Source organism: Halomonas sp. IOP_6 (assembly GCF_021151565.1).
In the GTDB taxonomy this organism is placed as follows: Bacteria; Pseudomonadota; Gammaproteobacteria; order Pseudomonadales; family Halomonadaceae; genus Vreelandella; species Vreelandella alkaliphila.
Genome location: NZ_JAIRBO010000003.1, coordinates 161,022 through 185,087, shown reverse-complemented (window position 1 = coordinate 185,087; position 24,066 = coordinate 161,022). Strand labels below are relative to the sequence as shown.

At 52.2% G+C, this 24,066-nt stretch carries 22 protein-coding genes; 15 read left to right on the top strand and 7 right to left on the bottom strand.

Going from position 1 to position 24,066, the window contains the following annotated elements:
- Positions 1-78: 78 nt before the first annotated feature.
- The 3 genes from astD (at position 79) to K7H08_RS07050 (ending at position 3,634) form a co-directional block, all read left to right on the top strand.
- Positions 79-1,554 carry a succinylglutamate-semialdehyde dehydrogenase gene (astD, locus tag K7H08_RS07060; RefSeq protein WP_231657556.1) on the top strand — a complete coding sequence of 492 codons (1,476 nt, stop codon included), beginning with the start codon at positions 79-81 and terminating at the stop codon, positions 1,552-1,554.
- Positions 1,551-2,933, top strand: a complete 1,383-nt coding sequence (astB, locus tag K7H08_RS07055) for an N-succinylarginine dihydrolase (RefSeq protein WP_231657555.1) — start codon at positions 1,551-1,553, stop codon at positions 2,931-2,933. The genes astD and astB overlap by 4 nt, the downstream gene beginning before the upstream one ends.
- A 206-nt stretch (positions 2,934-3,139) precedes the next feature.
- Positions 3,140-3,634: a DUF523 domain-containing protein gene (locus tag K7H08_RS07050; protein WP_231657554.1), complete on the top strand. Its 495-nt coding sequence runs from the start codon at positions 3,140-3,142 to the stop codon at positions 3,632-3,634.
- A 56-nt stretch (positions 3,635-3,690) separates the two neighbouring features.
- On the opposite strand, the gene K7H08_RS07045 is transcribed toward K7H08_RS07050, so the two are convergent.
- Positions 3,691-4,329: an NAD(P)-dependent oxidoreductase gene (locus tag K7H08_RS07045; RefSeq protein WP_231657553.1), complete on the bottom strand. Its 639-nt coding sequence runs from the start codon at positions 4,327-4,329 to the stop codon at positions 3,691-3,693.
- A gap of 43 nt (positions 4,330-4,372) precedes the next feature.
- A complete protein-coding gene (locus K7H08_RS07040) occupies positions 4,373-5,308 on the bottom strand; it encodes a DMT family transporter (RefSeq protein WP_231657552.1) in 936 nt (311 codons plus the stop codon).
- A 100-nt stretch (positions 5,309-5,408) separates the two neighbouring features.
- On the opposite strand from K7H08_RS07040, the gene K7H08_RS07035 reads away from it, so the two are divergent.
- The 5 genes from K7H08_RS07035 (at position 5,409) to K7H08_RS07015 (ending at position 9,317) form a co-directional block, all read left to right on the top strand.
- Positions 5,409-5,939, top strand: a complete 531-nt coding sequence (locus K7H08_RS07035; RefSeq protein WP_231657551.1) for a MarR family winged helix-turn-helix transcriptional regulator — start codon at positions 5,409-5,411, stop codon at positions 5,937-5,939.
- A gap of 70 nt (positions 5,940-6,009) precedes the next feature.
- Positions 6,010-6,537, top strand: a complete 528-nt coding sequence (locus K7H08_RS07030) for a class I SAM-dependent methyltransferase (RefSeq protein ID WP_231657550.1) — start codon at positions 6,010-6,012, stop codon at positions 6,535-6,537.
- A gap of 149 nt (positions 6,538-6,686) precedes the next feature.
- Positions 6,687-7,391 (top strand): 5,6-dimethylbenzimidazole synthase, encoded by a 705-nt coding sequence (gene bluB / locus K7H08_RS07025; protein WP_038477298.1) that lies wholly within the window; start codon positions 6,687-6,689, stop codon positions 7,389-7,391.
- A 111-nt stretch (positions 7,392-7,502) separates the two neighbouring features.
- Positions 7,503-7,883, top strand: coding sequence for a DUF1294 domain-containing protein (locus K7H08_RS07020; protein ID WP_038477295.1), 381 nt, complete (start codon positions 7,503-7,505; stop codon positions 7,881-7,883).
- An 81-nt stretch (positions 7,884-7,964) separates the two neighbouring features.
- Complete coding sequence (locus K7H08_RS07015) at positions 7,965-9,317, top strand: DUF2252 domain-containing protein (protein ID WP_231657549.1); 1,353 nt, start codon at positions 7,965-7,967, stop codon at positions 9,315-9,317.
- Positions 9,318-9,336: 19 nt separating this feature from the next.
- Here K7H08_RS07015 and K7H08_RS07010 read toward each other — a convergent pair whose 3' ends face one another.
- The 3 genes from K7H08_RS07010 to K7H08_RS07000 all read right to left on the bottom strand — a co-directional run bounded on the left by K7H08_RS07010 (position 9,337) and on the right by K7H08_RS07000 (position 13,004).
- Positions 9,337-11,136, bottom strand: coding sequence for a GGDEF domain-containing protein (locus tag K7H08_RS07010; RefSeq protein WP_231657548.1), 1,800 nt, complete (start codon positions 11,134-11,136; stop codon positions 9,337-9,339).
- A gap of 309 nt (positions 11,137-11,445) precedes the next feature.
- Positions 11,446-12,495: an SPFH domain-containing protein gene (locus K7H08_RS07005; protein ID WP_038486155.1), complete on the bottom strand. Its 1,050-nt coding sequence runs from the start codon at positions 12,493-12,495 to the stop codon at positions 11,446-11,448.
- Between the two features lie 14 nt (positions 12,496-12,509).
- A complete protein-coding gene (locus K7H08_RS07000) occupies positions 12,510-13,004 on the bottom strand; it encodes an NfeD family protein (RefSeq protein ID WP_231657547.1) in 495 nt (164 codons plus the stop codon).
- Between the two features lie 178 nt (positions 13,005-13,182).
- On the opposite strand from K7H08_RS07000, the gene K7H08_RS06995 reads away from it, so the two are divergent.
- Positions 13,183-13,899, top strand: a complete 717-nt coding sequence (locus K7H08_RS06995; protein ID WP_084183582.1) for a trimeric intracellular cation channel family protein — start codon at positions 13,183-13,185, stop codon at positions 13,897-13,899.
- A gap of 74 nt (positions 13,900-13,973) precedes the next feature.
- Here the strand turns inward: K7H08_RS06995 and K7H08_RS06990 are convergent, their stop codons facing one another.
- Positions 13,974-16,937, bottom strand: a complete 2,964-nt coding sequence (locus K7H08_RS06990; protein ID WP_231657546.1) for a hypothetical protein — start codon at positions 16,935-16,937, stop codon at positions 13,974-13,976.
- A 107-nt stretch (positions 16,938-17,044) separates the two neighbouring features.
- Between K7H08_RS06990 and K7H08_RS06985 the strand changes: the two genes are divergently transcribed.
- The 5 genes from K7H08_RS06985 (at position 17,045) to K7H08_RS06965 (ending at position 22,438) form a co-directional block, all read left to right on the top strand.
- On the top strand, positions 17,045-17,752 hold the full coding sequence (locus tag K7H08_RS06985; protein WP_038477280.1) for a DUF3581 family protein: 708 nt from the start codon (positions 17,045-17,047) through the stop codon (positions 17,750-17,752).
- A 127-nt stretch (positions 17,753-17,879) separates the two neighbouring features.
- Entirely contained in the window at positions 17,880-18,866 is a 987-nt protein-coding gene (locus K7H08_RS06980) for a TRAP transporter substrate-binding protein (protein ID WP_038477276.1), read from the top strand.
- Between the two features lies 1 nt (position 18,867).
- Positions 18,868-19,431, top strand: a complete 564-nt coding sequence (locus K7H08_RS06975; RefSeq protein ID WP_120386537.1) for a TRAP transporter small permease — start codon at positions 18,868-18,870, stop codon at positions 19,429-19,431.
- 28 nt (positions 19,432-19,459) lie between these two features.
- Positions 19,460-20,725: a TRAP transporter large permease gene (locus K7H08_RS06970; protein WP_231657545.1), complete on the top strand. Its 1,266-nt coding sequence runs from the start codon at positions 19,460-19,462 to the stop codon at positions 20,723-20,725.
- A gap of 213 nt (positions 20,726-20,938) precedes the next feature.
- On the top strand, positions 20,939-22,438 hold the full coding sequence (locus K7H08_RS06965; RefSeq protein WP_231657544.1) for a CoA-acylating methylmalonate-semialdehyde dehydrogenase: 1,500 nt from the start codon (positions 20,939-20,941) through the stop codon (positions 22,436-22,438).
- A gap of 49 nt (positions 22,439-22,487) precedes the next feature.
- Here the strand turns inward: K7H08_RS06965 and K7H08_RS06960 are convergent, their stop codons facing one another.
- The gene (locus K7H08_RS06960) at positions 22,488-23,195 is read right to left on the bottom strand and encodes a hypothetical protein (RefSeq protein ID WP_231657543.1); all 708 of its coding nucleotides are present in this window, start codon (positions 23,193-23,195) and stop codon (positions 22,488-22,490) included.
- A gap of 199 nt (positions 23,196-23,394) precedes the next feature.
- Between K7H08_RS06960 and K7H08_RS06955 the strand changes: the two genes are divergently transcribed.
- Positions 23,395-23,976: a peroxidase-related enzyme gene (locus K7H08_RS06955; RefSeq protein WP_095603902.1), complete on the top strand. Its 582-nt coding sequence runs from the start codon at positions 23,395-23,397 to the stop codon at positions 23,974-23,976.
- Positions 23,977-24,066: the final 90 nt, after the last annotated feature.

Sequence of the window (24,066 nt, the reverse complement as noted above, 5' to 3'; positions counted from 1 at the left end):
ACGGTTTTAAACAGTCTTTCAGAATAAATATACATAACAAGCTCGCACAACAAGCACGCATACGGGAAGGAGATAAACATGCACGCCCAACAGCAGCAACTGATTAACGGCGCCTGGGTAACGGGCGATGCCGATACCTTCACAAAGCACGATCCGGTTTCAGGAACACTGCTGTGGCAAGGTGCTTCGGCTTCAAGCGCACAGGTTGGCGCCGCTATTGATGCCGCGCGTGTAGCTTTTCCTGAATGGGCGCGCACTACGTTTGCTGAGCGCCAAGCACTTGTTGAGCGTTTTGTTGAGGTACTTACCGCCCGTCGTGAAGAGTTAGCGGTAGCGATTGCCTCTGAGACCGGCAAGCCGCTTTGGGAAGCACGCACTGAAGCTGGCGCGATGGTCGGAAAGGTGGCGTTGTCTATCAAGGCTTATCATGAGCGCACTGGTGAGCGGGAAAAAGAGGTGGGTAGTGCGAAAGCTGTACTGCGCCATCGCCCCCACGGTGTCATGGTGGTCTTTGGCCCCTACAATTTTCCCGGCCACCTGCCCAATGGCCATATGGTACCCGCGTTGCTCGCCGGTAATACCGTGGTGTTTAAGCCTAGCGACCAAACCCCGCTGACCGCCGATTTAACCCTGCAGTGCTGGGTGGAAGCGGGGCTGCCTGCAGGGGTGATTAACTTAGTGCAGGGTGGTGTCGCTGTAGGCCAAGCTTTGGCAGCGCACCCCGGCATTGACGGCCTGCTGTTTACGGGCAGCGCTAAAGTGGGTGGCATGTTGCAGCAGCAGTTCGCCGGGCAGTTGGATAAAATCCTGGCGCTGGAATTGGGCGGCAACAACCCGCTGGTGGTGAAAGATGTCGACGACGAGCGTGCTGCCGTACTGACTATTCTGCAATCGGCATTTTTATCCGGTGGTCAGCGCTGCACCTGCGCCCGCCGCTTGATGGTGCCGCAAGGGGACGTTGGCGATCGCCTGATCGACGCGCTTTCCGACGCTATCGCCAAGCTACACGTGGCAGGGCAATTTGAAGAAGCACCGGCGGCGCCGTTCTATGGCGGCTTGGTCAGCGTGGCGGCTGCCGATGGCTTGCTTAAGGCGCAAGACGAGTTGGAAGCCCTGGGCGGTACGGTGATTAACCGGATGCAGCGCCTTAAAGAGAACACCAGTCTATTAAGCCCGGCGCTGATTGATGTCACAGGGTTGGACGTGCCCGATGAAGAGCATTTCGGCCCACTGCTGAAAATCCATCGTTACAGCGATTGGGATGAAGCGTTAGCCCTTGCCAACGATACACGCTACGGCTTGTCTGCAGGACTCATCGGTGGTGATAAAGCTGACTGGGACGACTTCCTGCTGCGCATTCGTGCGGGCATCGTGAACTGGAACCGCCAAACCACTGGGGCTTCTGGCGACGCTCCCTTTGGTGGCGTAGGTGACAGCGGTAACCACCGCCCCAGTGCTTACTATGCGGCGGACTACTGCGCTTATCCAGTGGCGTCGATGGAGGCCGATAGCTTGGAAATGCCGGAAACGCTACCGCCAGGAGTCAACCTATGAGCGACGTGGTGAATAGCAACGCGGTTAATAACAGTGTCAGAGAAGTCAATTTTGACGGCTTGGTCGGGCCCACCCACAACTACTCAGGGCTGGCTCATGGCAACGTGGCGTCGATGAGTCATGGTGGCCTGGTGTCCAACCCTAAAGAGGGCGCACTGCAAGGGCTTCTGAAAATGAAGTCACTGATGGATGCTGGCTACGCTCAGGGCGTATTACCCCCTCAACAGCGCCCTGATGTGGGCGCATTACGGGATTTAGGCTTCAGCGGTAGCAATAGCGACGTGCTGAACCGTGCCGCCAAAGAGGCACCCCAACTGCTGAGGGCGGTCTGCTCAGCTTCCAGTATGTGGACGGCCAACGCAGGCACCGTTACCCCGAGTGTTGATGCGCCTGACCGCCGAGTGCATTTTACGCCGGCTAACCTGCAGTCCAGTTTTCATCGCTACCTCGAGCCGCAAACCACCGGCCGTGTGCTGCAGGCTATTTTCCATGATGAGCAGCACTTTGCTCATCACCCGGTACTGCCAGCAACGCCTGCTTTTTCTGATGAAGGCGCGGCCAATCACACCCGGCTATGCGGGGAACATGGCGAACCAGGCGTTCACCTTTTTGTGTATGGTCGTCAAGCATTTGGTGACGTGCGTAGCGGCGAACGTGAGCCAAAACGCTTCCCTGCTCGGCAAACCCTGGAAGCCAGTCAAGCAGTGGCCCGCCAGCATGGGTTAACGGATGCACAAACGGTGTTTGCTCAGCAGCATCCGGATGCTATCGATGCGGGTGTCTTCCACAACGATGTCATTGCCGTGGGTAATGGCCCCGTATTGCTCTATCACGAAATGGCCTTTTTGGATGAAGCGCGCACCTTAGATGAGCTGCGTAGCAAAATGTCCACACCACTGATTCCTGTGCGGGTGTCGCTAGATGCGGTGAGTATGGAAGATGCGGTAGCGTCGTACCTGTTTAACTCCCAGCTCCTTTCCAATCCGGATGGCACCATGACGCTGGTCGTGCCCAGCGAATGCCAAGAGCGTGACGCGGTTTGGCGCACGATCCAGGACTTTATTCTGGCGGGCAATAATCCGATTAGTGATGTGGTCGTTAAAGATGTTAAACAGAGCATGCGCAACGGCGGAGGCCCCGCTTGCTTGCGCCTGCGGGTTGCCCTATCCGAAGCCGAACGGGCAGCGTTGACCGGCCGCGTATTAATGAATGATGCGCTGTACGATGATCTGACTGCTTGGGTCAATCGCCATTACCGTGATCGCCTTGCGGCAGATGACCTGGCCGACCCTAAGCTCGCCACAGAAGTGCTCACGGCGTTAGATGAGCTGACGCAATTGCTAAAAGTGGGATCAGTTTACCCGTTTCAGTTGGGGTAAGAAGTACACCCAGCAAAAACGCCAAGGCACAGCCTTGGCGTTAATCGTATATGACTGCAACTTATTGGTCTTGCAGGTTTTTTTATTGCGTGGTAAGCCTATGGCGCACCTGCAATGTTCTCGGCTCAGGGAGAGTGGTTAGGAGGGGAGTGATAGTATTCGCTAAGTGCTCTAACGACTAACCACCAAAACTAGAGATCGATATTTTGAAAAAAGTATTAATGAGTGCCTGCCTCTTAGGGAAAAAGGTTCGCTATGATGGTGGAGCTCTTCCCGTGGCTGACCAGATTATTGAGCAGTGGCATTCTGAAAGGCGAATCGTTTCTGTCTGCCCTGAGGTTGAGGCGGGGATGAGTATTCCCAGACAGCCTGCAGAGATTTTTGAAGGCAGTGGTCAGAGCGTAATAAATGGCGAAGCCGATGTGATTGAAAAAGAGGGAGCCAATGTCACTGCCGAGTTTTTGGCGGGGGCTTCCGTTGCTCTAGATTTATGCCTTAAATTTAATATAAACGTCGCGGTACTCGCTGAATCTAGCCCATCATGCGGAAGTTCCGCTATCTATGATGGCAGTTTTTCCGGTAAAAAAGTGCCAGGCATGGGAGTAACCGCCGCACTGCTCCGCCAGCATGGTATACGGGTGTTTAATCAGTATGAAATAGCGGAAGCCAATCAAGCGCTTCTCGCTAAACATGATGATTAAAGCGTCGAGAGCTAACCAGAGGCTCCCTAGCACTCGGTGTACCGCGTCTTATCGGCTTAATATCCTACGGTAAATGCCTGTTGAATATGTGTTGGCGTTTCTGCTTCATCAAGCATCGCCACTGCAAAATCCTCCATTGAAATACGCGATTCCCCGTTCTTATCCATGACAAGAGTGTCCGAGCCAAGACGAAAGGTGCCTGTCCGTTTTCCAGGGACGAGCATGGCGGCAGGAGAGAAGTAGGTCCATGCTGTGCGAGTTTCGGCAAGGCACCGTTGATACTGTGCTTGGCAAGCCTTGGCAATTTCTAGTGCCGTTGCCGGTAGAAAGTCGGGGGCGGTTAACACCGTTTCTCCGTTGCGTCCGGGAATTAGCAATCGAGCGGCTCCGCCCACTAATAGCACACGTTGTTCGGCGAGGGCGCTGTTGAGAACCACATCCGTGAGTGTCACCAGCAGCGCTTCCTGCCCCTCTGGTGGGCGAACAGCGCTGATCAATAAATCCTGGCCTTCGACCACCTGTGCTAGCTGGCGCGGGTCTGATATATCGGCAACACAGTAGCTTGCCTCAGCAGGTAGCTTATTACGCTGACTTTCAGCTCTTACTACGCCTGTGACGTGATGCCCCCGCGCTAACGCCTCACTCATAATGCGTGTTCCGACGTCACCTGCGGCACCCAGTATCGCGATTTTCATGCTAGTTATTCCTTGGTTTAGTGGATCTTGATTGAGTAGATATTCAGTTAGTACGAGAAAGCTGTTTGGCTTTGCCAATATTGAGCAGGAGAATACCTGCGCCAATTAAGACAATGCCTAGGAGTAGGCCCTCTGGGGCGGCTTCTCCCTGCAGGAAGATAGCAACAGGCACCCCCACGACAGCGCCGACGGAACCCAATAAGCTCAGGAATACGGGGCCACCGCTTTTCTGTAGCAGGAACAGTAGAAAGAACTGGCCAGCGAACACTAGCGCTTGGAGTGCAATCAGCATGATGGGCAAGTGGTGTTGAGTTGGAACACGCAACGAAAAGCCTGGTAAGAAGCCTATTCCTAGCAGGATTACAACGGCGGCAATCAGCATGCCGGGGGCCAGAGCACCGCTCGACACACCTGCAGGCCAGCGCAGAGTCCGGTAGATGTTGCCGGTGGCTAAGAGTACTGGGCCAGCCAGGGCAATCAGAATCCAGAGGTGATTGGCATCAGGTGACGATAGCTTATTGGCTGCTAAGGTGATGGCACCCAACAGCGCAGACATAACACCAGCCGCTCGAATAAATTGAAATTTTTCTATTTTCAATAACAGCGCACCAATGTAGGTGAGCAGCGGCGGTAGCGTAATGATCAAGGCAACGAACCCAGCACCCACATGTGGGATAGCGGAGAAAAAGATCAAGTTAGAGCCAGCCACGCCAAGCAGTGCAGATACGGAGTAGTACTCAACCGAACGCAAGCTAATAGGCGGTAAATGACCACGCAGTGCTGAGACGGCCAACAGAATTAACGCCGCCCCAGTGATTGACCAAAACAGAAATGCGAGTGCAGATAGCTGCATTTCACCAGCAAATTTAGCCAAGTTTGTTGATAGGCCTAGTAGTGCGCCGCCTGACAGTAGGTAAATCAGTGGTGCAAGCCAGACCCTTTTTGGTGAGTGTGTAGCAATTGTGTTTGATAATGCCATTAGATATGCTCTCAATTAATGTCTTGATATCAAGATATATGCAGGTTATCTTGACGTCAAGATAAATGAGCTAAGTAATAATCAGGAGCGCGGTACTTATATGGATAATATGGATATAGATCATGTAGATAGGGATCATGTGGATAGGGATCATGTGGATAGAATTCTTAATCAGTGGCGACAGGAAAGGCCTGACCTTAATGTTGCACCGATGGCCACCCTTGGGCGGATTAAGCGACTGAGCTACTGCTTAACCCGTGAACTGGAAAAGACCTGGACAAAGTACGGGCTGAACGGTGCAAGTTTTGACGTTTTGGCGACCCTTCGTCGAGAAGGCCCCCCTTTTGCGCTATCGCCAGGGGGGTTAATGGCTTCCACGATGGTGACCTCTGGCACCATGACTCACCGTATCAACCTGTTGGAAAAGGCTGGTTTGATTGAGCGGGTCAAAAACCCAGAGGATGGGCGCGGTTTTTTGATCTCTCTTTCACAGCGTGGATTTGAATTGATTGATGAGGCGGTTACCGCTCATGTGGAAGCGCAGGCGCAACTGGTGAGTGGCCTAAGTGAAGAACAATTGGCGCAATTAGATGCTCTGCTGAAGCAGTTTTTAGCGGGATTGGAGCAGTAGTGATGTGTGCCATAACTGCTTACACATCGATATCTGCTGCGCCCATTTGTTAAAGCGTTGAGGTGTTGGAATGAGCGAGCAGATATATCTCGAAAAGTCACTCAGCGCTGCGGTTTATCCGCCATTAAAGCGGGCGCTTGGTGTTGTGGACACTACCTTGCCTATGGTCGCCGTTGATGCAGGCTGCGGAGCAGGGCGCGATGCACTATTCATGGTAGAACACGGCTATACAGTGCATGCCTATGATAAAAGCGATGAAGCGATAGCGCGTCTGGAGGAGGTTGGAGGGCGTTATATTCATCAAACTCTATTTCCTAACGTGTCCTGCTTTGAACAGTTTGTGTATCCCAGAACTGCGCTCATTAATGCATGCTCAAGCCTGTTTTTTTGTGACCCTGGGCTATTTGCCAGCGCTTGGCAAAACCTTACGCGTTCACTACTGAAGGGCGGTGTATTTTGTGGCCATTTCATGGGGCCTGATGACAGCTGGGCAAAAATGGGGCGAGGAGATTTATCGATACACACCCATTCTGACATCCAAGCGCTTTTTAAGGATGCGTTCGCCCTGGCCGGTGATGTTGGCGGGCTGGGGCGTTAGCAGGTATATGGCAGTTGATAGAGCGTGTATTCCAGATCATACGACTCACCGCTGCTTGGAATCTAACTCTGTATTGCTCTATTCATGAACGCAGCGAAGTTCTGGGGTAGGCTGCACCTATATTTGTATTATCAAAGGCCTTACACCCAATGAGTACCCCGAGTCACCACTTTTCAGATGCTGAGAAGCGCGGGTTATACCGCGCCATTTATGAACGGCGCGATGTGCGTTCACAGTTCTTGCCCGACCCGATTGCCCCGGAAATTCTGGCCAAGCTTTTAAAGGCAGCCCACCATGCTCCCTCGGTAGGCTTTATGCAGCCCTGGGATTTCATTGTGATCGAAAGCCGCGAGGTTAGAGCGGCGATAGTGGCGATGTTCGAGCGAGAAAACCAAAAAGCCGCTGAGCGGTTTGAGGGAGAGCGCAAGGAGCGCTACAAAGGATTGAAGCTCCAAGGCATATTAGAAAGTCCGATTAACCTCTGCATTACTTGTGACCGCAGCCGGGGAGGCCCCCATGTGCTAGGGCGCAATAGCATTGTGGATACCGACCTATTTAGTACGTGTTTAGCCGTGCAAAACCTCTGGCTGGCAGCGCGGGCAGAGGGCATTGGTGTTGGCTGGGTAAGTATTCTTGACCAAGATCAGCTAGGCACGGCGTTGAAGTTGCCTGAACATGTTTATCCGTTGGCTTATCTTTGCCTTGGCTACGTCAGCACGTTTTTAGATCAGCCCGAGCTGGAGGCAAAAGGCTGGCGCTCCCGGCTTTCATTAAATGAGTTGGTGCACAGCGATGGCTGGGGCGGTTCGTTGGCAGAAAGCCCGCTTTTAGCTGCTTTGCAAGAACACGAATAGCCGAGCTTTTGAGCGGTGGGGCGTTCGTGAGTGTCTGCGTTGATTTGCTGTCGTTGTGATGGGGGCTCATCAACAGAATAATCGAGGCTCAAGGAAAGGAGCAAAACACTCATGTTGAATAGAAAGGCTAGCGCACCTCGGCACGTGAAAGGCACTGTGGGGCGGTCACTGGTCATAACGCTGACATTTTTTGCGCTACTGGCCGCCGCGGTCGTCATCGAAAAGCTACCTATGTGGTTGCTGTTCATCTACCTAGCGGTCAGCGTGGTGACATGTCTTACTTATGTGGTAGATAAATCCGCCGCACAAAAAAACGCGCAGCGGATTTCCGAAAATACCTTGCATGTGTTGTCACTATTGGGCGGCTGGCCTGGGGCAATGGTTGCACAGCAATGGCTTCGCCACAAAACACAAAAGCGCGCCTTCAGGCGTATATTCTGGATGACTGTTTTGGTCAATCTGGCGGTGCTAGTTAGCTGGACATGGGCATAATCTGCTAATGACTTATTCTGTTAACGTTTATCGCCTACGCTAATAGCAGACTGCTTTTTACGCACCGATAAAGGCACCGCGATGAGCCATGCATTAACCGGGCATAACCGCCCACAACAAGTGATTGAGGCAATTCAGCAGGTGAATGCGCCGCTCAATGCAGCGCACCGCCAAGCAAAGTACGCCAAAATGGCCGTGTCTCCCTACCGATTCTTTCGTGGAACTAATCACTTGTATTGGCAAGACGTTTGGCACGACTGGCGCTTTGCGCTATTCGGTGGATGGCCTAATACCCAAACGTGGCTTCAGGGCGATGCGCACGTTTATAACTTCGGCGCTTATGGTCATCACGATGACCAAGTGCGCTACGGTATGGATGACTTCGATGACGCGTTGATAGGTGACTATCAATACGATGTATGGCGGTTGGCGATCAGCGTGGTACTGGATAGCCGTGAAAACGCCGCGTTAAGTTCTAAAGCGACGAATAAAGCGCTGAAAAAGCTGTTAGAGGGGTATATCCATACGCTAGCTGTTTATAACCAAGAAGCTTATGAAAAAGATAAGCTGACAAACGAGCAACCCATTGAAGCGGTGACTCTGGATAGCGCCAAGGGACCATTGAAGGCCTTCATGGGCAACGTCGCAGATAAGCAGAGTCGGGCGCGTATGCTGGAAAAATGGACAACCCTCGATAGTCAGAAAGGGCGCATGTTCGCTGAGCGCTCTGGGAAGCTTGCGAACTTACCAGCAGATGTCGCCAGCCAGCTGCGTCGTTTGATTGAGCAAGAATATCAACAGACGTTACAGCACCCGATCAAAGAGAGTGACCCAAAACATTTTCGTGTCAAAGACACCGTTCGCCGCCTTGATGCGGGAACGGGGTCGTTAGGCGTAGAGCGTTATTATGTTTTGATTGAGGGTGGCGCGGATCATGAACACGACGACGTTATATTAGATGTTAAAGAACAAGTAGCACCGGAAGCTTATGGCTTAATGAATAAAGCCCAGCAACAGGCGTGGCGAAAGTTATTTCCTAATGAAGGCATTCGCCATGCAGCGGCATTTCATGCCATTGCCGAACACCCCGATGCCTACTTGGGTTGGCTGACCATGAATGGCAAAGTTTTTTCGGTGCGGGAGCGCTCTCCGTTTAAAAAAGATGTGCCTACTCATAAGCTTTCAGGGGGAAAGTCTTACCGTAAATTAGCGCGCCAATGGGGTGAAATTCTCGCACGTGAACATGTGCGCGGTGCTCAGGCGCTTCACCGTGGTCAGTCAGCACCATTTGCTAACGCGGTATGCCAACGTTTAGAAGGTCGCGAAGCGCAGTTTATTGAGGTAGTGACGACCCTGGCAATTGCCTATGCCGACTGTGTATCTCAAGACTATAAGGTGTTTGTGGAGCACTTTTTGAAGACAGATTCTGCTTAACAATCCACGCCATTAACGTTCATAGTGTTTGCTGTTTACTGAATAAAAAGCCTTTATCTTCAAGAGAGTCTTCCCAAACAACACAGCGGTTTCGCCCGCTGTGTTTTGCTTGATAAAGTGCCTCGTCGGCAAGTCGTAGCAATGTCTTGGGGTCTTGGGTGTGATCAGGGTAAGTGGCGATACCGCAGGAAAGCGTGATCTGCCGAAGCGGTATACCCTGATGAGCAAATGCCGCTTGCGAGATGGATATTAGCAGTGCTTTTGCTCTGGATTCGGCAACAGTTCGCGATGTGGCAGGCAGCAAGGCAACAAATTCCTCCCCACCAAAACGACAGATGACGTCGAGATCACGTAGATGTTGTCGCAGCAACTGTGCAATATCCACCAGAACGGCGTCTCCTGCATCATGACCAAAATCGTCGTTGATCTGTTTGAAATAGTCCACATCCAGCATCAGTACAGAGAGTTGGCTGGTAGGCTGTCGTACTCGCTGGCACTGGTGCTCAAATGCTGAGTCGAAGTGGCGACGATTATGCAGACCCGTCAATGGATCTTTGCGGGATAGGCTATCTAACTCCTGAACGAGTCGGTCAAGATCAGCGGTACGGGACGCTACTTGTTGCTCAAGAGTTTCATTTGCAAGGGCAAGTTGTTGTTGAGTATGGCGATAGTGCCACAGAAAAATAGCAGCGTTGGCGACAGTGAAAGCTAATGTTCCATAGCTTAAAGGAACGCTGCGCCAGGCTACAAAACCATGGGCGACGGCCATGTCGGCTAACAGCAGTGGGGCGAAGAAAGTAAAACTCACTACTAGTAGTCGCTGCTCCACATTCAGCCATTGAAAGCGCATGAGTGCTAGCACCAACATGACAGGGAGCGAGATGGCTAGCATGACGTCAAAGATGGGAAAAGTAAGCGAAAGACTGATCACGCCCAACAAAACTAAACCCATAGCGAAAACGAGGTATAGCAGATGGGTAACCCATAGCCGTGTGATCCAGTGTTTGGCCGTGCCTTCCAGCCAGTTGCTGAGTAATAAGCCCAATGCCACTGGCAGTGTATAGTAGCTGCCCGCTCGCAACATGTCCCAACCCAGAGCGCCATCTGAAATTAGCTGGCGAGCAGGAGTTTCAGCAAGCAACATCAACCCTGAAGCATAGGCAAACAGCGCAATGGCACCAAAGCCTTGGCGTTGCGGCCCTATCAACGCGAAAATAGTTGCCAGAATTGCCAGCACCAACACCAGCGCACTCACGCCAAGATCCTGAGCGGAGTCGTGAATAACCTGATTTAGTACATCACTACGTTCCATCACTTGTACTTGGCCCCATAGACCGATGCTGGTGTAGTAAGAGTAGAAGCGAAAAGTGAGCAATTGCCCGGCAGCATCGTCGGGTAAGTCGATCATATGCCAGGGCCAACCTGCAAAGCTCCCCTTACCCTGAGCGTCAAACTCGCCGTATTGGTAAATAAGTTTGTCACCTAGATAAACCTGTCCGATAAGATTCATGCTAGTGATAAAGAGAACTGGATCGTTCCAGTCTCCGGAGGGTAGCGTCGTGCGTAACCAGAGATGTTCGTGCCCCTCGCGGCCAGGCGGGTTAAGTGGAGAGTCAATCGCCTGCCACTCGCTTGCGTTGCTGTGCAGCCATAGAAGGCGATTATTTGAATCCTGAGGAGAATCGCCCCAGCGATATTCCCAACTTTGCAGTGGTTGTGGCGGGGAAGCAGCGAAAAGCCCGCTTGGAAGCATCACAAGCGTGGTCAGTATTAGGAGCAGCTGAGTGTAATGACGTATGGCAAGCCAACGAGGCAGCATGATGAACGTCTAATCCTCTGATTATGATCCTTCTTCTTGTAAGTACTTCAATCAAAGCCTACGAGTTGATTGAGGCGCACATGAGGCAAACAGCAAAGATTCTTCCCAGTTTAACTAAAAATATGCCCAAGGCGATGGTTGTTTCGTCAACGTTAATAAATGTTTCTAGGAAGTGGCGAAATGAGCTGGGCCTCTGTTGGCCCAGCCTTGGCAGGTTTTGCGTCGCTGATAGAAATAGCTGATAGAAGTAGTTGATAGAAATAGTTGATAGAAATAGTAACTAGCGCAGTATTATTAAAAGCATACTTTTTAAGTGGATGCGGCGCCGCCTACGATGCCGCTGCGGAAGCCGCTCTCGCTGCTGTTGCGATTTTTGAGATGGTTGGCGACAGTATCTTCAGGTGATCCTGCCATTTCGCGGAACATACCCATTGAGCCCAGTAGAGCAGAGGACTCGTAAGGCACGAATACCCGCTCACCATCTTTCGCCATGTTGGGCAGCCCTTTGATATAGCTTTGGCCAAGTAGATAGCCAACTACGGTGCGCTTGTTCTCTTCGCTATCGCCGATGGCACTAAGCACGAGTTTGATGGATTCCTGCTCACCTTGAGCGCGTAAAATCGCCGACTCTTTATCCCCCTGGGCGTTAAGAATGGCCGACTCACGCTGTCCTTGAGCCATTGCAATGGCTGCAGACTTTTCACCTTCTGCTTCTGTCACTGTGGCGCGGCGTTTACGTTCAGCAGCCATCTGCAGGCGCATCGCAGACTCTACCTCTTCTGGCATGGCGATATCCTGCACCTCTACCCGAGAGATTTTGACACCCCATTTGGAAGCGGGCTCTTCCATCGCTGCCTGGATTTCATTGTTAACTTCGGCACGAGACTCAAACAGTTTATCTAGCTCCATCTTACCGACCACTGAGCGAAGCGTGGTTTTAGCCAAAACCTCGACTGCTTGGCTCATATTCTCTACTTCATAGACAGCTCGTTTAGGGTCGATAATTTGATAGTAAAGCGCGCCGTTGATCCTCACGGTGACGTTATCCGTGGTGACGACTGGCTGGCCCGGGAAGTCCATGACCGTTTCACGGCGGTCAATGCGGATTTCATCGCTGGTAATGGCTGTGTAGTCTTCGCCCATTTTGCGATAGCGCAGCATTGTGATCGCGCGTGGCTGCTCAATAAACGGAATAATGATGTTGATGCCGCTTTCAAGTACGCGATGAAACGAACCTAATCGCTCAATCACCATCACTTCTGACTGGCGAACAATGACCAATCCTTTCGAGATGATGAGCACGCCAATAACGACAATAATCAGGCTGATAAGCAGGCCTGGGCTAATTGATAAATCCATGAGATTATTCATGCTTATGGCTCCTTGCGTGGGGAAATTGCATCCTGGGGGCTAGCGTTATCTGGAGGTGTCAGCGTCACTAAGGCCGTCGTACCTTCAAAGCGCTTAAAGATGACTCGGGTTCCTGGCGGCAAGTCGGTATCACCGCTCTCAATGACACGCAAACGGTAGAAATCACCGTTCACTTTAATGCCAGTGGCGTTGTCAAAGTCGCGAACCAGTGTTTTGTAATGATTACCTTTTTCAACGCCCGTGCCGGTCGTGCCGTAGGCCACACCTTTTGGCGAAAAGCGCGGACGAATAACCATAACGCCTAAAGGCACTAAGACACCCGCGAAAATCCCCATACTAAGTAACTGCCACGGCAGCGATAACCCTAGTGCAGTTACCGCAGCGGTCAGCGCCGCAGCAATTCCCAGCGCAAGCAGTAACATTGCGCCAGACGTCAATTCTGCGAGACTTAGCAGCAGAGCAATCACCAGCCAAGTATAAGCAGGGTTCCAGTCCATGTGTGCTCCTTGCTGTTTATGGATGAAGCTGTCCACTAGCCTAACCTACTCAGCGTATATTGGCCTGCGTACTGCATGACAGCCACTGATTAGTGATCTCATCTTCTTCGCTATGACCCGAGTACTCATAGGAGTGCTATCCTGCTCGCCTTATTAGCATGTCTCCAAGGAGAGTCGCGTGTCGGGTGTGATTTATTGGTTGGATATGGCGGGTGTCATCGTATTCGCCTTGTCAGGTGTGATTTTAGCCTGTCGTTCGCGAATGGACCCCTTCGGCATGCTGGTGCTGGCGGCGGTGACCGGCATTGGCGGCGGCACACTCAGAGATTTGGTGCTGGGCGTCCGTCCGGTCTTCTGGGTGACTGATCCGACCTATTTGTGGGTGATATTAGCCACAGTGGGTGTGTCTTTGGTGGGGTTTCACTATATTCATCGCCTCTCTCGGGGCTTTTTGCCCGTTGCGGATGCGTTTGGGCTGGCGCTATTTACTGTCATAGGCACCCATAAAGCACTGCTACTGGGCACATCAGGCGTTGTGGCGGTGTTAATGGGCATGATGACAGGGGTAGCGGGTGGTATGATTCGTGATGTGCTAGCCCAGCGGGTGCCCATGGTGCTCCGTGAAGAGATCTACGCAACGGCAGCCTTGGCGGGTGGCATGGTGTATGTGGTGTTCGATGCGTTAGAGGCGCCGCTAACCTTTGCGATTGCAGCTGCATTAACGGTGACACTTGGGTTGCGCCTAGCGGCGATTCACTGGCATCTGGCGCTACCGGTATTTGCCTGGGTTACGCTACCACCGAAAACGCAAGATGAGGCTTCGGCACCGCTATCAACCCCTCAGAAAGCTAAAGAGCGGGTACGGATGATCCGGCGAGAGCGTAAAAAACGTTAGCCGGGTGGCCTTCCTTTGGTGATGCCGCGAAAGGAAGGCGTGTTTGCCTCTGCTTCCTTCTTTTTCTTTGTCTTTCAAAACGCATTTGCTTCTCGCCAGCGATCAAACCAGCGTTTTGGTTGCAGTACCTTTAACGTGGGTTCGCTGTCGATCAGCTCTACACCTATCCCTAGAGCGCCAAGGTGTGCATAGAGCGCACCATTGGCGCTTTTTTCAGCTAAGGTGACATCGGAAAGCAGCAAAAGTGGTCCGCCGCTAAGCGTGAGATCATGTAGGCGTATGCGTTCGCCGTTGATCTGAAGCTGCGCGCTACCGTTAATGTCATGCACGTTTAATAACCGCCCCAGCCAATCACTTTGTCTGGCGCGGGCGAGAAAGAGCCGGGCCAGTAGCCCGGTGTCGCGCATGCCAAGACGCAGTTGGCTGGTTAGACGAATTGGGTCGTCCCACTCAAGCTGCGCTTCTTCCATCGTGAGTTGTACCCACCAGCCAGCATCTTGTGTGCCTTCCGAGCTTTGCCGAAAGACGTTTTCAAGACGCAGAAACGAGTCATTGGCGTTGAAACGCCGTGTCTCTAAATCACCTTCGGTGAGTTGCAGATGCAGTTCAACATCGCCTTTTAGCTGCTGATCAAGTAGCGCTAGTTCGGCACCAAACGCACGCAGTGTCATGTCACCCTGGGCGGTAAGCCCATCCAGCAGCCATTCGCTGGTTAGGCTAGCTTGGCCGCCCAATAAGATAACCCCGGCATTTTCAGGTAGGTAACGGTTATAGCGGGTGAAGTCGGGCACCTCCGTAATAGGCAGTGCGATGCGAGTAGTGAAGAAATCGGGCTCTGGCGAGTCCAGCACGTCACTGAAACGTTCAGTTTCGGTTGTGAGGGCAAAGTGGCGGCCTTCCAAATGGGGGCGGTCATCGTCCTGGCGCATAAGCGCAAAGTGTGGAATGCCTAGTGAAAGCTGGGCCTGCTCAGACGTGTCGAGCTGGGCAGTCAATTCGCCACGCCCAGTGGCGACGTAATCTAAAAATGCCACCTCAAGCTGATTGGCATTCACTCGTAGGCGGGTGGGGGCAAGTAAATGGTCATTACGAAAAGCCCCTTGAGCGAACAGTTGGCCGTTACCCGCAATTGCCAAGCCATGGGCGTCGGGTAAAAAGGTATTTAAGAATCCCAGCTGCTGAATGCTACCTTCGAGTGAAAACTCACCACTGAGCGGTTTATCTTCATCACCGTTACTGTCGCTGCGCTGAAAACGGCCGTCATTGAGCACTAAAATACTCTCTAAACGCTCATTGGTAGACTGCGTATCCGCCACTTGCCAGCGCAGACGTGATCCGCTGATATCAAGCCTTGTGCCATCAAGAGCAGCTTGGCGAATGGCTAACCTAAGCTGTGCGTCGCTTTCCAGTACGCCGTTCTGTTCAGTGTGTTGCCAGCGGGTGGCTAGTTGCTCTCCTGTTAAAAAGATCTCACCGCGCATTTGATCGGCGGTGAAGTCGAGCTGTCCACGGCTAGTCGCTTGGCCGCTAAGCAATTGTAATGGAGCCGGGTCGGGCAGGGCGGCTTTAAGATAAGTTTGTAACACGCTGATGTCAGGTAAGCGCGCGGACTGCCAGGTTAGGCGGGCAGTGGCGTTTTCTCGCGCTAGCGCGGGGTTCAGTGGGCTAAGCGCATTCAACGTAATGGCCGCGTCCGCCATCAACGTTCGCTGATGGTGGCTAAGGGTGGCGTCAGTGAAGGTGAGTGTCGCGTCTATCGTCTCTTCGCTGGACAGTTGTGCGGCCAACGAGCCACTTCCTTGAGCCGTGAAATCAACTAAATTAGCCGCGAGTGTTGGTGCTTGAATCGCTAAGAAGGCGTCATGAGGCTTGGCGTCACGTAGCGTCACGCTGGCTTCAATTTGGCCGTTACCTTCAAGCCGAACCCCTTGGCCATCAAAAGTGTGTGCCAGATAGCGATCAAGCATGTCCAGGCGAGTGACGTCGCCTTGTAGTTCCAACAAGGCGCCAGTGGGCAGATCTAACTGGTCTAAGCGTTGATTGGGCATACTGGTCGCTAGGTGAAGTTGCGTATTAGTGGCATAAGGGTGGGTATCCGCCAAGACGACATTGATGAGTTGCGTTGAAAAGTTGAGCATGTTGTCTTCTACCGCCAAGCGCACGGCGCCTTCACCAACGGCGGTGTGGAGCGGAAGCGTTGTTTCTGCAACCAACCAACGCAGGTCGTCTGTTTCGCGGGGTTGCAGGCGCTGTTCGTTCACCGCTAAGCGTAATTCGGGGGCATTTAAGGTTAGCTCGCTGCCATGCTGTAGCTTGCCATCGCTTAGGTTAAGTTCTCCCGCTAAGTTGCCGTGACCATCAAGTGTCAGCCAGGGCAGCGCTTCTAAATAGGGCATAAATACATCCCAAGCATCTGCCTGCGCTGCGAGGGTCAGTTGTGCGGAGAGGGCGCTGAGCAGTTCAGCGGTGAGCTCTGCGCGGGGAATTTGCGCGGTAGTAACACTGTCCAGAGAGGCATCTGCGCGCAACTGGATATTTTGTACTAACGAGGCTTGGTCGCTAAGGCGTATTAGGTGACCTTGGCTGATATCCAACGACACACTTGGAACGGCTAACGCAGCGCGACTTAGCTGGGTATCCGCCACCTGCAGCTGGCCTTGTGCCTCGAGAGCAATATCGCCTACTGTCAAGCGGCGAAGCCCGTTGGCATCGAGTGTCTGTATGTGTAGTTCGCCGCGCAGAAGTGCTAGTAACGACAGCGAAAGCGTTGCACGTTGGGCTTCAACGGATATCGGCAAGCTGTCGTCTTCCCGTGCTAAGTAGAGGTTCTCTACTTCCCAGCGCCCTGGGTGAAGGCTGTTTGCATTCGTCCAGCGTACTTCGACCCCCTCAATTTGAGACAGCCGTTTGGGTAGCCATTGGCTATTCAGCAGCCAAGAGCTGCCAAATACCCATACCAATGCCGCTATCAAAGCGCTTAATAGCGTGAGTAGTAGGATGCGGGGTAGACGTTTTGACCTAAGGTACTTGTTCGGCATACGGGCTTCCTTGCAGATGACTCCTGTCGGCGCGTGTTTTATGGCATTATGCGCGTCGTGGGGCCGTAATGGGTTTTCGATTTCAACGCTAGGCAGGCAGCAAAGCCATGTTCAAGGATTTTTACGCGCAACGCGGAGAGTATGTTGTGATCTCTGCTGAGCAGGCCAGCCGTTTCGCTAAGGGCGTGGCCGGCGATTACAACCCGATTCACAATCCAGATGCGCGCCGTTTTTGCGTACCTGGAGACCTGCTATTTACGCTGGTGCTGGTGAAGTTTGGGTTGTCGCGACAAATGGAATTTCGCTTCACCAATATGGTGGGAGCTGATACACCACTCAAGTTTAGTGAAGAAGCGAATGGTGATCTACTTGTCTGCGATGAAGGAGGCAAATGCTACCTGCAGGTGACTCGTGGGGGGGAGATTACTCACGATGAAGCGGCTATTGAGGCGTTTGCCCGCTGCTATGTGGCGTTCTCAGGGAAGAACTTTCCTCACTATTTAAAGCCTTTGATGGAGCAGCACGGGGTAATGTTTAACCCCAAGCGCCCCTTGGTTATTTACGACAGCATGGGGTTTTCCTTAGAGCGCTTAGACGGTTTCTCGCCAAACTTAGCCCTAACGAGTTCATCGTTAGAGGTTCAGGGCAAGCGTGCTGATGCTTTACTTGAGTTCTCGATTGAGTCTGCAGGAGAAGCGGTTGGAGTAGGCTCGAAGAAATTAGTGGTCAGCGGCTTATGTGAGTATGACGCGACTGAAATGGCAGCGATTGTTGATGAGTTCTACCGCTTAAAAGCGGCTTACGAAGCGGCGTAAGTAGCTCCGTTGCGTTAGCGTAATGGCGGGTGCCATTAACGCTAACGCTAAGGTATTCTCAAAGCCTATCAATTAAAAAAACACGCGAAGCGTTCTAGGCGCTTCCGCTGGATACAAGAGGCTTTGCATGAATCGCATCAAAACGCTTACGCTTGCCTGCGCAACAGCCACGCTCGCCGTTTCAGCCATGAGTGCTCAAGCGCGGGATTTTCGTCTCGGCCTTATCACGCCTGCACAGCATCTATGGTCTACCGAGGCGGAAGCCTTTGCCCAAACACTTAACGAGCGCTCTGATGGCGAGCATAGCGTTAGTGTTTTTCCAGCTCAGCAGCTTGGCAATGAAGCGCAAATGGTTCAGCAGCTGCAAACCGGCGCGTTAGATATGGCTTTCTTGACGATTGCCGAAATTTCCAACCGTATTCCCGATTTTGGCGCACTATACGCACCTTACTTGGTCGATGACGTTAATCACGCGGCACGGCTGTTGCGTTCTGACGCGGCTGGGGAACTACTCGAATTAATGCCACAAGAAGTCGGCTTAATTGGCGTTGGCTACGGCATGGTAGGCATGCGTCAAGTGCTCAGCCGTGACCCTATTGAAAGCGCCGACGATCTGCAGGGGCAGCGTTTACGTATTACCCCTTTCGAGCCCATTCGTGATTTCTATACGGCTACTGGTGCTGCCCCTGCACCCATGCCGCTATTAGAAGTATATGACGCGCTGGCTAACGGTCAGGTCGATGCCATTGATATGGATTTCGACTCTATTTTGATTTTGAAATTCTACGAGCAGGCAGAAAACCTGCTGATTTCTAACCATATGATGTTCCCTATGGTGGGCGTCGTGTCTGGGAGAGTATGGCGCGATCTTTCTGAAGAAGATCGTGAGCTGATTGATACTGCGATGGCTGAGCATCTAGAGAACGTGCTGGTGGGTTTTGAAGAGAAGGATGCCGCTCAGGAAGAGGAAATTCGCGCTTTGGATATCAACATCGTTGAAGCGGATGCTGAGTTTTTCTCTGACGCCATTGCACAGTGGGAAAACATCTGGGCGCCTAAGGCACCTATGTTAGAAACGTTACGCGCCGAAGCTGACCGGTTACGTGACGAGTAATATGCTGCAACGTTTTTCATCAGGGCTTGCACGCTGTGAAGAGATTGCCGCCGCTGCTTTAGCAGCGGCGGTTACCTGTCTGATTCTCACCAATATTGCGTTTCGCGCGCTAGGTAGTCCGCTTTACTGGATTAGCGAGCTGGCAATTTATGCCATGATCTGGATGACCTTTTTGATAGCCGCCACGGTGTTTAAACGCCGCCAGGGGATAGCGGTCACGTTGCTGAGTGATCTGCTACCGCAAACCGGCCGGAAACTGATAGGTATCTGGGTAGATGCCATGGTGCTGTTATTTGCTCTGCTGTTAGCGTGGCTTTGTTGGCGTTGGTATCAGCCCCTTGCACTGGTGCAAGCGGGGTTTGATACCCGTGCTTTTCAAGGGCAAACATTCAATTTTATTTACGCTGAAAACACCTCCACTCTTGGCATTAAAAAATTCTGGGCGTGGTTAATTGTGCCGTGGTTTGCATTTTCCCTTAGCCTGCATGGCTGGACAAATCTTATCCAGTCACTCAAACAGTGGCGAACCCCGACCCAAGCACCCACTGCCAAAACGCTACGCTAATCCTGCTTACCCTATTGACGGTCCGTTTATGACGATTGCTGTTTTTTTGCTGCTGTTGCTCGGCGCTGTGCCAATTGCGCTAGTACTGGCATTGACTGCCATGTGGTATATCCAGATGTCAGGCAATACGGTGTTGTTTGATTCGTATCCACAGCAGCTGTTTAGCGCCATTGAAAGCTATGGATTGCTGGCGATTCCGTTATTTATGTTGGCGGGCGAATTAATGAATGAAGGCGGTTTAACTCGCCGTTTAATTGCTCTAGCGCGCATTTTAGTAGGAGGGTTTCGCGGTGGTCTCGCCTATATCAATTTAGTCGCCAACATGATGATGGCGGCGATTATTGGTTCGGCGGCCTCGCAAATTGCCATTATGTCCCGGGCGATGGTGCCAGCGATGGAGCAGGAGGGCTACGATAAGCCCTACAGTGCGGCGATTACCGCCGCGGGTGGGCTACTGTCGCCGATTATTCCGCCGTCCATGCTGTTTGTGTTGTTTGGCGTCATGGCCCAAGTGCCTATTGCAGAAATGTTTATTGCGGGGTTGCTGCCGGGGCTGCTCTTGGGAACAAGCTTTTTTATAGTGATTGCCTTGGTAGGCTTGGTTCAGCAATACCCTAAAGGCCAGTGGCCTACTCGCTCTCAGGCACTTCATGACCTGCTTTGGGGGCTACCAGCACTGCTCATTCCTGTGATCATTATTGGTGGCATCCTATGGGGGGTTGCCACGCCAACCGAGTCGGCTGCGCTGGCCTCTCTAGTGGCTTTAATCATGGGTCGCTTTGTGTACGGTGATTTGCGTTTACGTCAGTTACCCCAGGTGCTAACGCGCACGGCGATTAATGCGGGGTTGGTCATCATGCTGATTGCCGCCGCTGGTGTGTTTGGCTGGGTGGTGATTTATGAGCAGCTTCCGCAGATGGCCGCCGCATGGATTGCCGCGTTGACCAGCGACCCCTTCGTGTTCTTGCTACTGGTGATTGGCGCACTGCTGTTAGTGGGAATGGTGATTGATGGCATTGCTGCGCTAATCTTAGTGGTGCCGATTTTAATGCCCATTGCCCAAAGCCAGTTCGCTATTAGCCCCTATCAGTTTGGTGTGGTGGTGTGTTTAACCCTGGTGATGGGGTTGTTAACGCCTCCCGTAGGGGCAGGGCTGTTTATCGCTTCCTCAATGACGGGTGCGCCGCCGCTTAAAATATTTCGCTCGCTGCTGCCGTTTTTGCTAGCAACGTTAGTGACCCTTGTTCTTCTCGCCTGGTTGCCGTGGTTAACCAACGGGCTTATCCAGCGTTAATCGGCATCACATCCATTCCAATCTCTAAACTGATGTTCTCCTCGGCGTTTATGATGCCTTTTAATGGCGGAACATCAGTCCCTGGCTGCTTACTCAGCGCCGAGTTGGCTAACTCTTTATCAAGTGGCTAATTGACGTTTACGTCAACTTGCTGATATACCCTAGAGTTCATCTTTGCGTCTCATAACAAACACAACGTTGAGGAAGGAAGTCATGTCCGTTCGTGAAATCCCTATGTATATCGATGGCCAGCCAGTCATGTCACAAAGCCAGGATTGGCGTGATGTGGTCAACCCTGCGACTCAGGAAGTGGTTGCCCGCGTACCATTCTGTACCGCCGAAGAGGTGGAACGTGCGATTGCCAGCGCTAAAACAGCTTTTAAAGGGTGGCGTAAAGTGCCGCTTGGCAAGCGCATGCGCATCATGCTGAAACTTCAGGCACTGATACGCGAAAATACTGCTGAATTAGCCGCGCTAATTACCGAAGAGCACGGTAAAACCCTGCCTGACGCTGAAGGTGAAGTAGGGCGCGGTTTAGAAGTCGTTGAGCACGCTTGTTCAATTACGTCGCTGCAGTTGGGTGAACTGGCGGAAAACGCCGCGAATGAAGTCGATGTTTACACTATGCACCAGCCGTTGGGCGTTGGCGCAGGTATTACCGCCTTCAACTTCCCGATTATGCTGCCCTGTTTTATGTTCCCGCTTGCCATCGCAACGGGAAATACCTTTGTCCTGAAACCGTCTGAGCAAGACCCCAGTTCCACCATGCGGCTGGTTGAACTTGCCCATGAGGCGGGCGTTCCAGCCGGCGTTCTAAACGTGGTTCACGGCGGTCCTGATGTTGCCAACCAAATCGCCGACCATCAGGATATTAAAGCGCTTTCGTTTATTGGCTCGACCCATGTGGGCTCCTTGCTTTACAACCGTGCCGCCGCCGCTGGAAAGCGTATGCAGTCGATGATGGGAGCTAAAAACCACTGCGTTGTTATGCCGGATGCCAACCGCAGTCAGGCGATTGATAGCCTACTCGGCTCGGCGTTTGGTGCTGCTGGCCAGCGCTGCATGGCTAACTCGGTTGTCGTGCTAGTCGGTGAAGCGCGAGAGTGGCTGAAAGATATTGAGGAAGGCGCGCGCAGCATGAAAGTTGGCCCTGGCACTCAGCGCGATGCAGACCTAGGGCCGCTTGTCTCACCACAAGCGAAAGAGCGCGTTGAACGCCTGATTTCAGCGGGTGAGAAAGAGGGTGCTAAGCTGCTGGTGGACGGCCGTGATTGCACGGTAGAGGGCTATCCAAACGGCAACTTTGTTGGCCCAACTCTGTTTGCCGATGTGACCGCTGATATGACGGTGTACCGGGAAGAAATTTTTGGCCCCGTGCTATGCGTGATCAGTGTGGAGACGCTGGATGACGCGATTGCGTTTATCAACGCTAACCCTAACGGTAACGGTACGTCGATCTTTACTAACTCAGGCTGGGTAGCACGGCGCTTTGAAACCGATATCGACGTAGGCCAGATTGGTATCAACGTGCCGATCCCTGTACCCGTCGCGTACTTCAGTTTTACGGGTTCGCGAGCTTCCAAGCTTGGCGACTTGGGGCCGAATGGCAAGCAGGCAATTACCTTCTGGACGCAGACCAAAACGGTCACTGCCCGCTGGTTTGAGCCAGAAAATGTATCTAGCGGTATTAATAGCACTATTTCGTTGAGTTAATTGCACCATGAAAAAGCCCCGCGATAAGCGGGGCTTTTAACGTTTCGGCTTAAGTATCCTGAAATAACGGCAGACTTCTTTTTAGGAGTTGGCCGATAGGGCCAAGCTGACTGGCGTGCATAACGAGAATGGTGGGAGTGGCAGTTTGCGTTTTTGCGTTGTGAGGAACTATGTGAGGAACTAGCAGCGCAAATTCACCTTCTTCGAGATGAAATTCATGCAGCTCACGCAGGCCATCAGGCGTTTCACACTGAGAGCAGCGGTAGTTATCATCTTCGCCATAAACTAAGCGATGATACATTTTGAAGAGCGTATAAATGGCTAAACCACCTTTCAAAGCAGGCCAGCGGGCAGGTGTGCTGCGCAGCGTGTCAGAAACGATGATGCCATCGGCTTCTGCGCTGGCGAATACGCTAGCTAGTGGTGCTGAGATGAGCGACGTGCTAGCGCTTAACGATGTCTCGTGTTCTTGAGGGTTCGAGGAGACCTCGTTAACCACTCGGTGGAAATCATCTAAAGAGGCAAGCGGGAAGTCCTTGTGCTTTAGATCACTTGGCTCGAAGCCGCCGTTTTCCCAGCCATGGATAACCCGGAGGGTGGCACGCGCGTGATGCATAGGCAGGGCAAGAAGGGTGTGCAGCATTACCCGGATATGAAGCTGACGCTCATCGGTGTCGTTTTTAAATGCGCAATAAGGGTCGGCAAAAAGAGTATGCAAGCGCCCAGGCGTATGCTCTTTGGCTTCGGAATAATGCATTTTGGTGTCCCTGTTAATTGCCGTTTGATGTATTTACTGCACGGCTTATAGGTCATTGAATAGTTGAGAGTATGGACAGCGTTAGCCGCGATTGAAAGTCACTTTGTTTAGTGTTTTGTTACCGAATCGCGTTATCCAAAAACATAATTGTTTAATCAAAACAAAAATTTAAAGCTCAATCAGGAAGTGAGGTGTAACGATGACTAATCGACTTAGCCGTTTCCGTGTACCAGAAACGCTGGATGAACTGCCTGACGATATTCGCGATGCAATATTAAAAGTGCAAAGCAAGGCGGGATTCGTGCCCAATGTATTCTTAATGCTAGCGCATCGCCCTGAGGAGTTCCGCGCTTTTTTTGCTTATCACGATGCTTTGATGGAGCGTGAATCCGACACGCTGACTAAAGCTGAGAAAGAGATGATTGTTGTGGCTACCAGTGCTCGCAATCGTTGCCTCTATTGTGTTGTTGCCCATGGCGCGCTATTGAGAATTTATAGTAAAGACCCTTTAGTCGCTGACAATGTCGCTATCAATCATCTGGCGGCAGGGCTAAGCGAACGCCATCGAGTAATGCTGGACTTTGCATTGCACTGCGGGATTGAGGTTGGGGAGTTCTCTGCCGCGTGGCAAACAACATTAGAGAAAGTAGGTTTTACGCTAGAGGACTGTTGGGATATTGGCGCCATTGCTGCTTTTTTCGGCATGTCGAATCGGTTAGTGACCATGACGGGTACGCCCCCCAATGAGGAGTTTTATTTGATGGGACGCCTACCGCGTTAGTAGGATAAAGACGCACATCTAGGCGTGACTCGCGGATAAATTTTACTAACGCCCAGCCTTTACTAACGAGCCGCTTTCGCCGAGGATAGC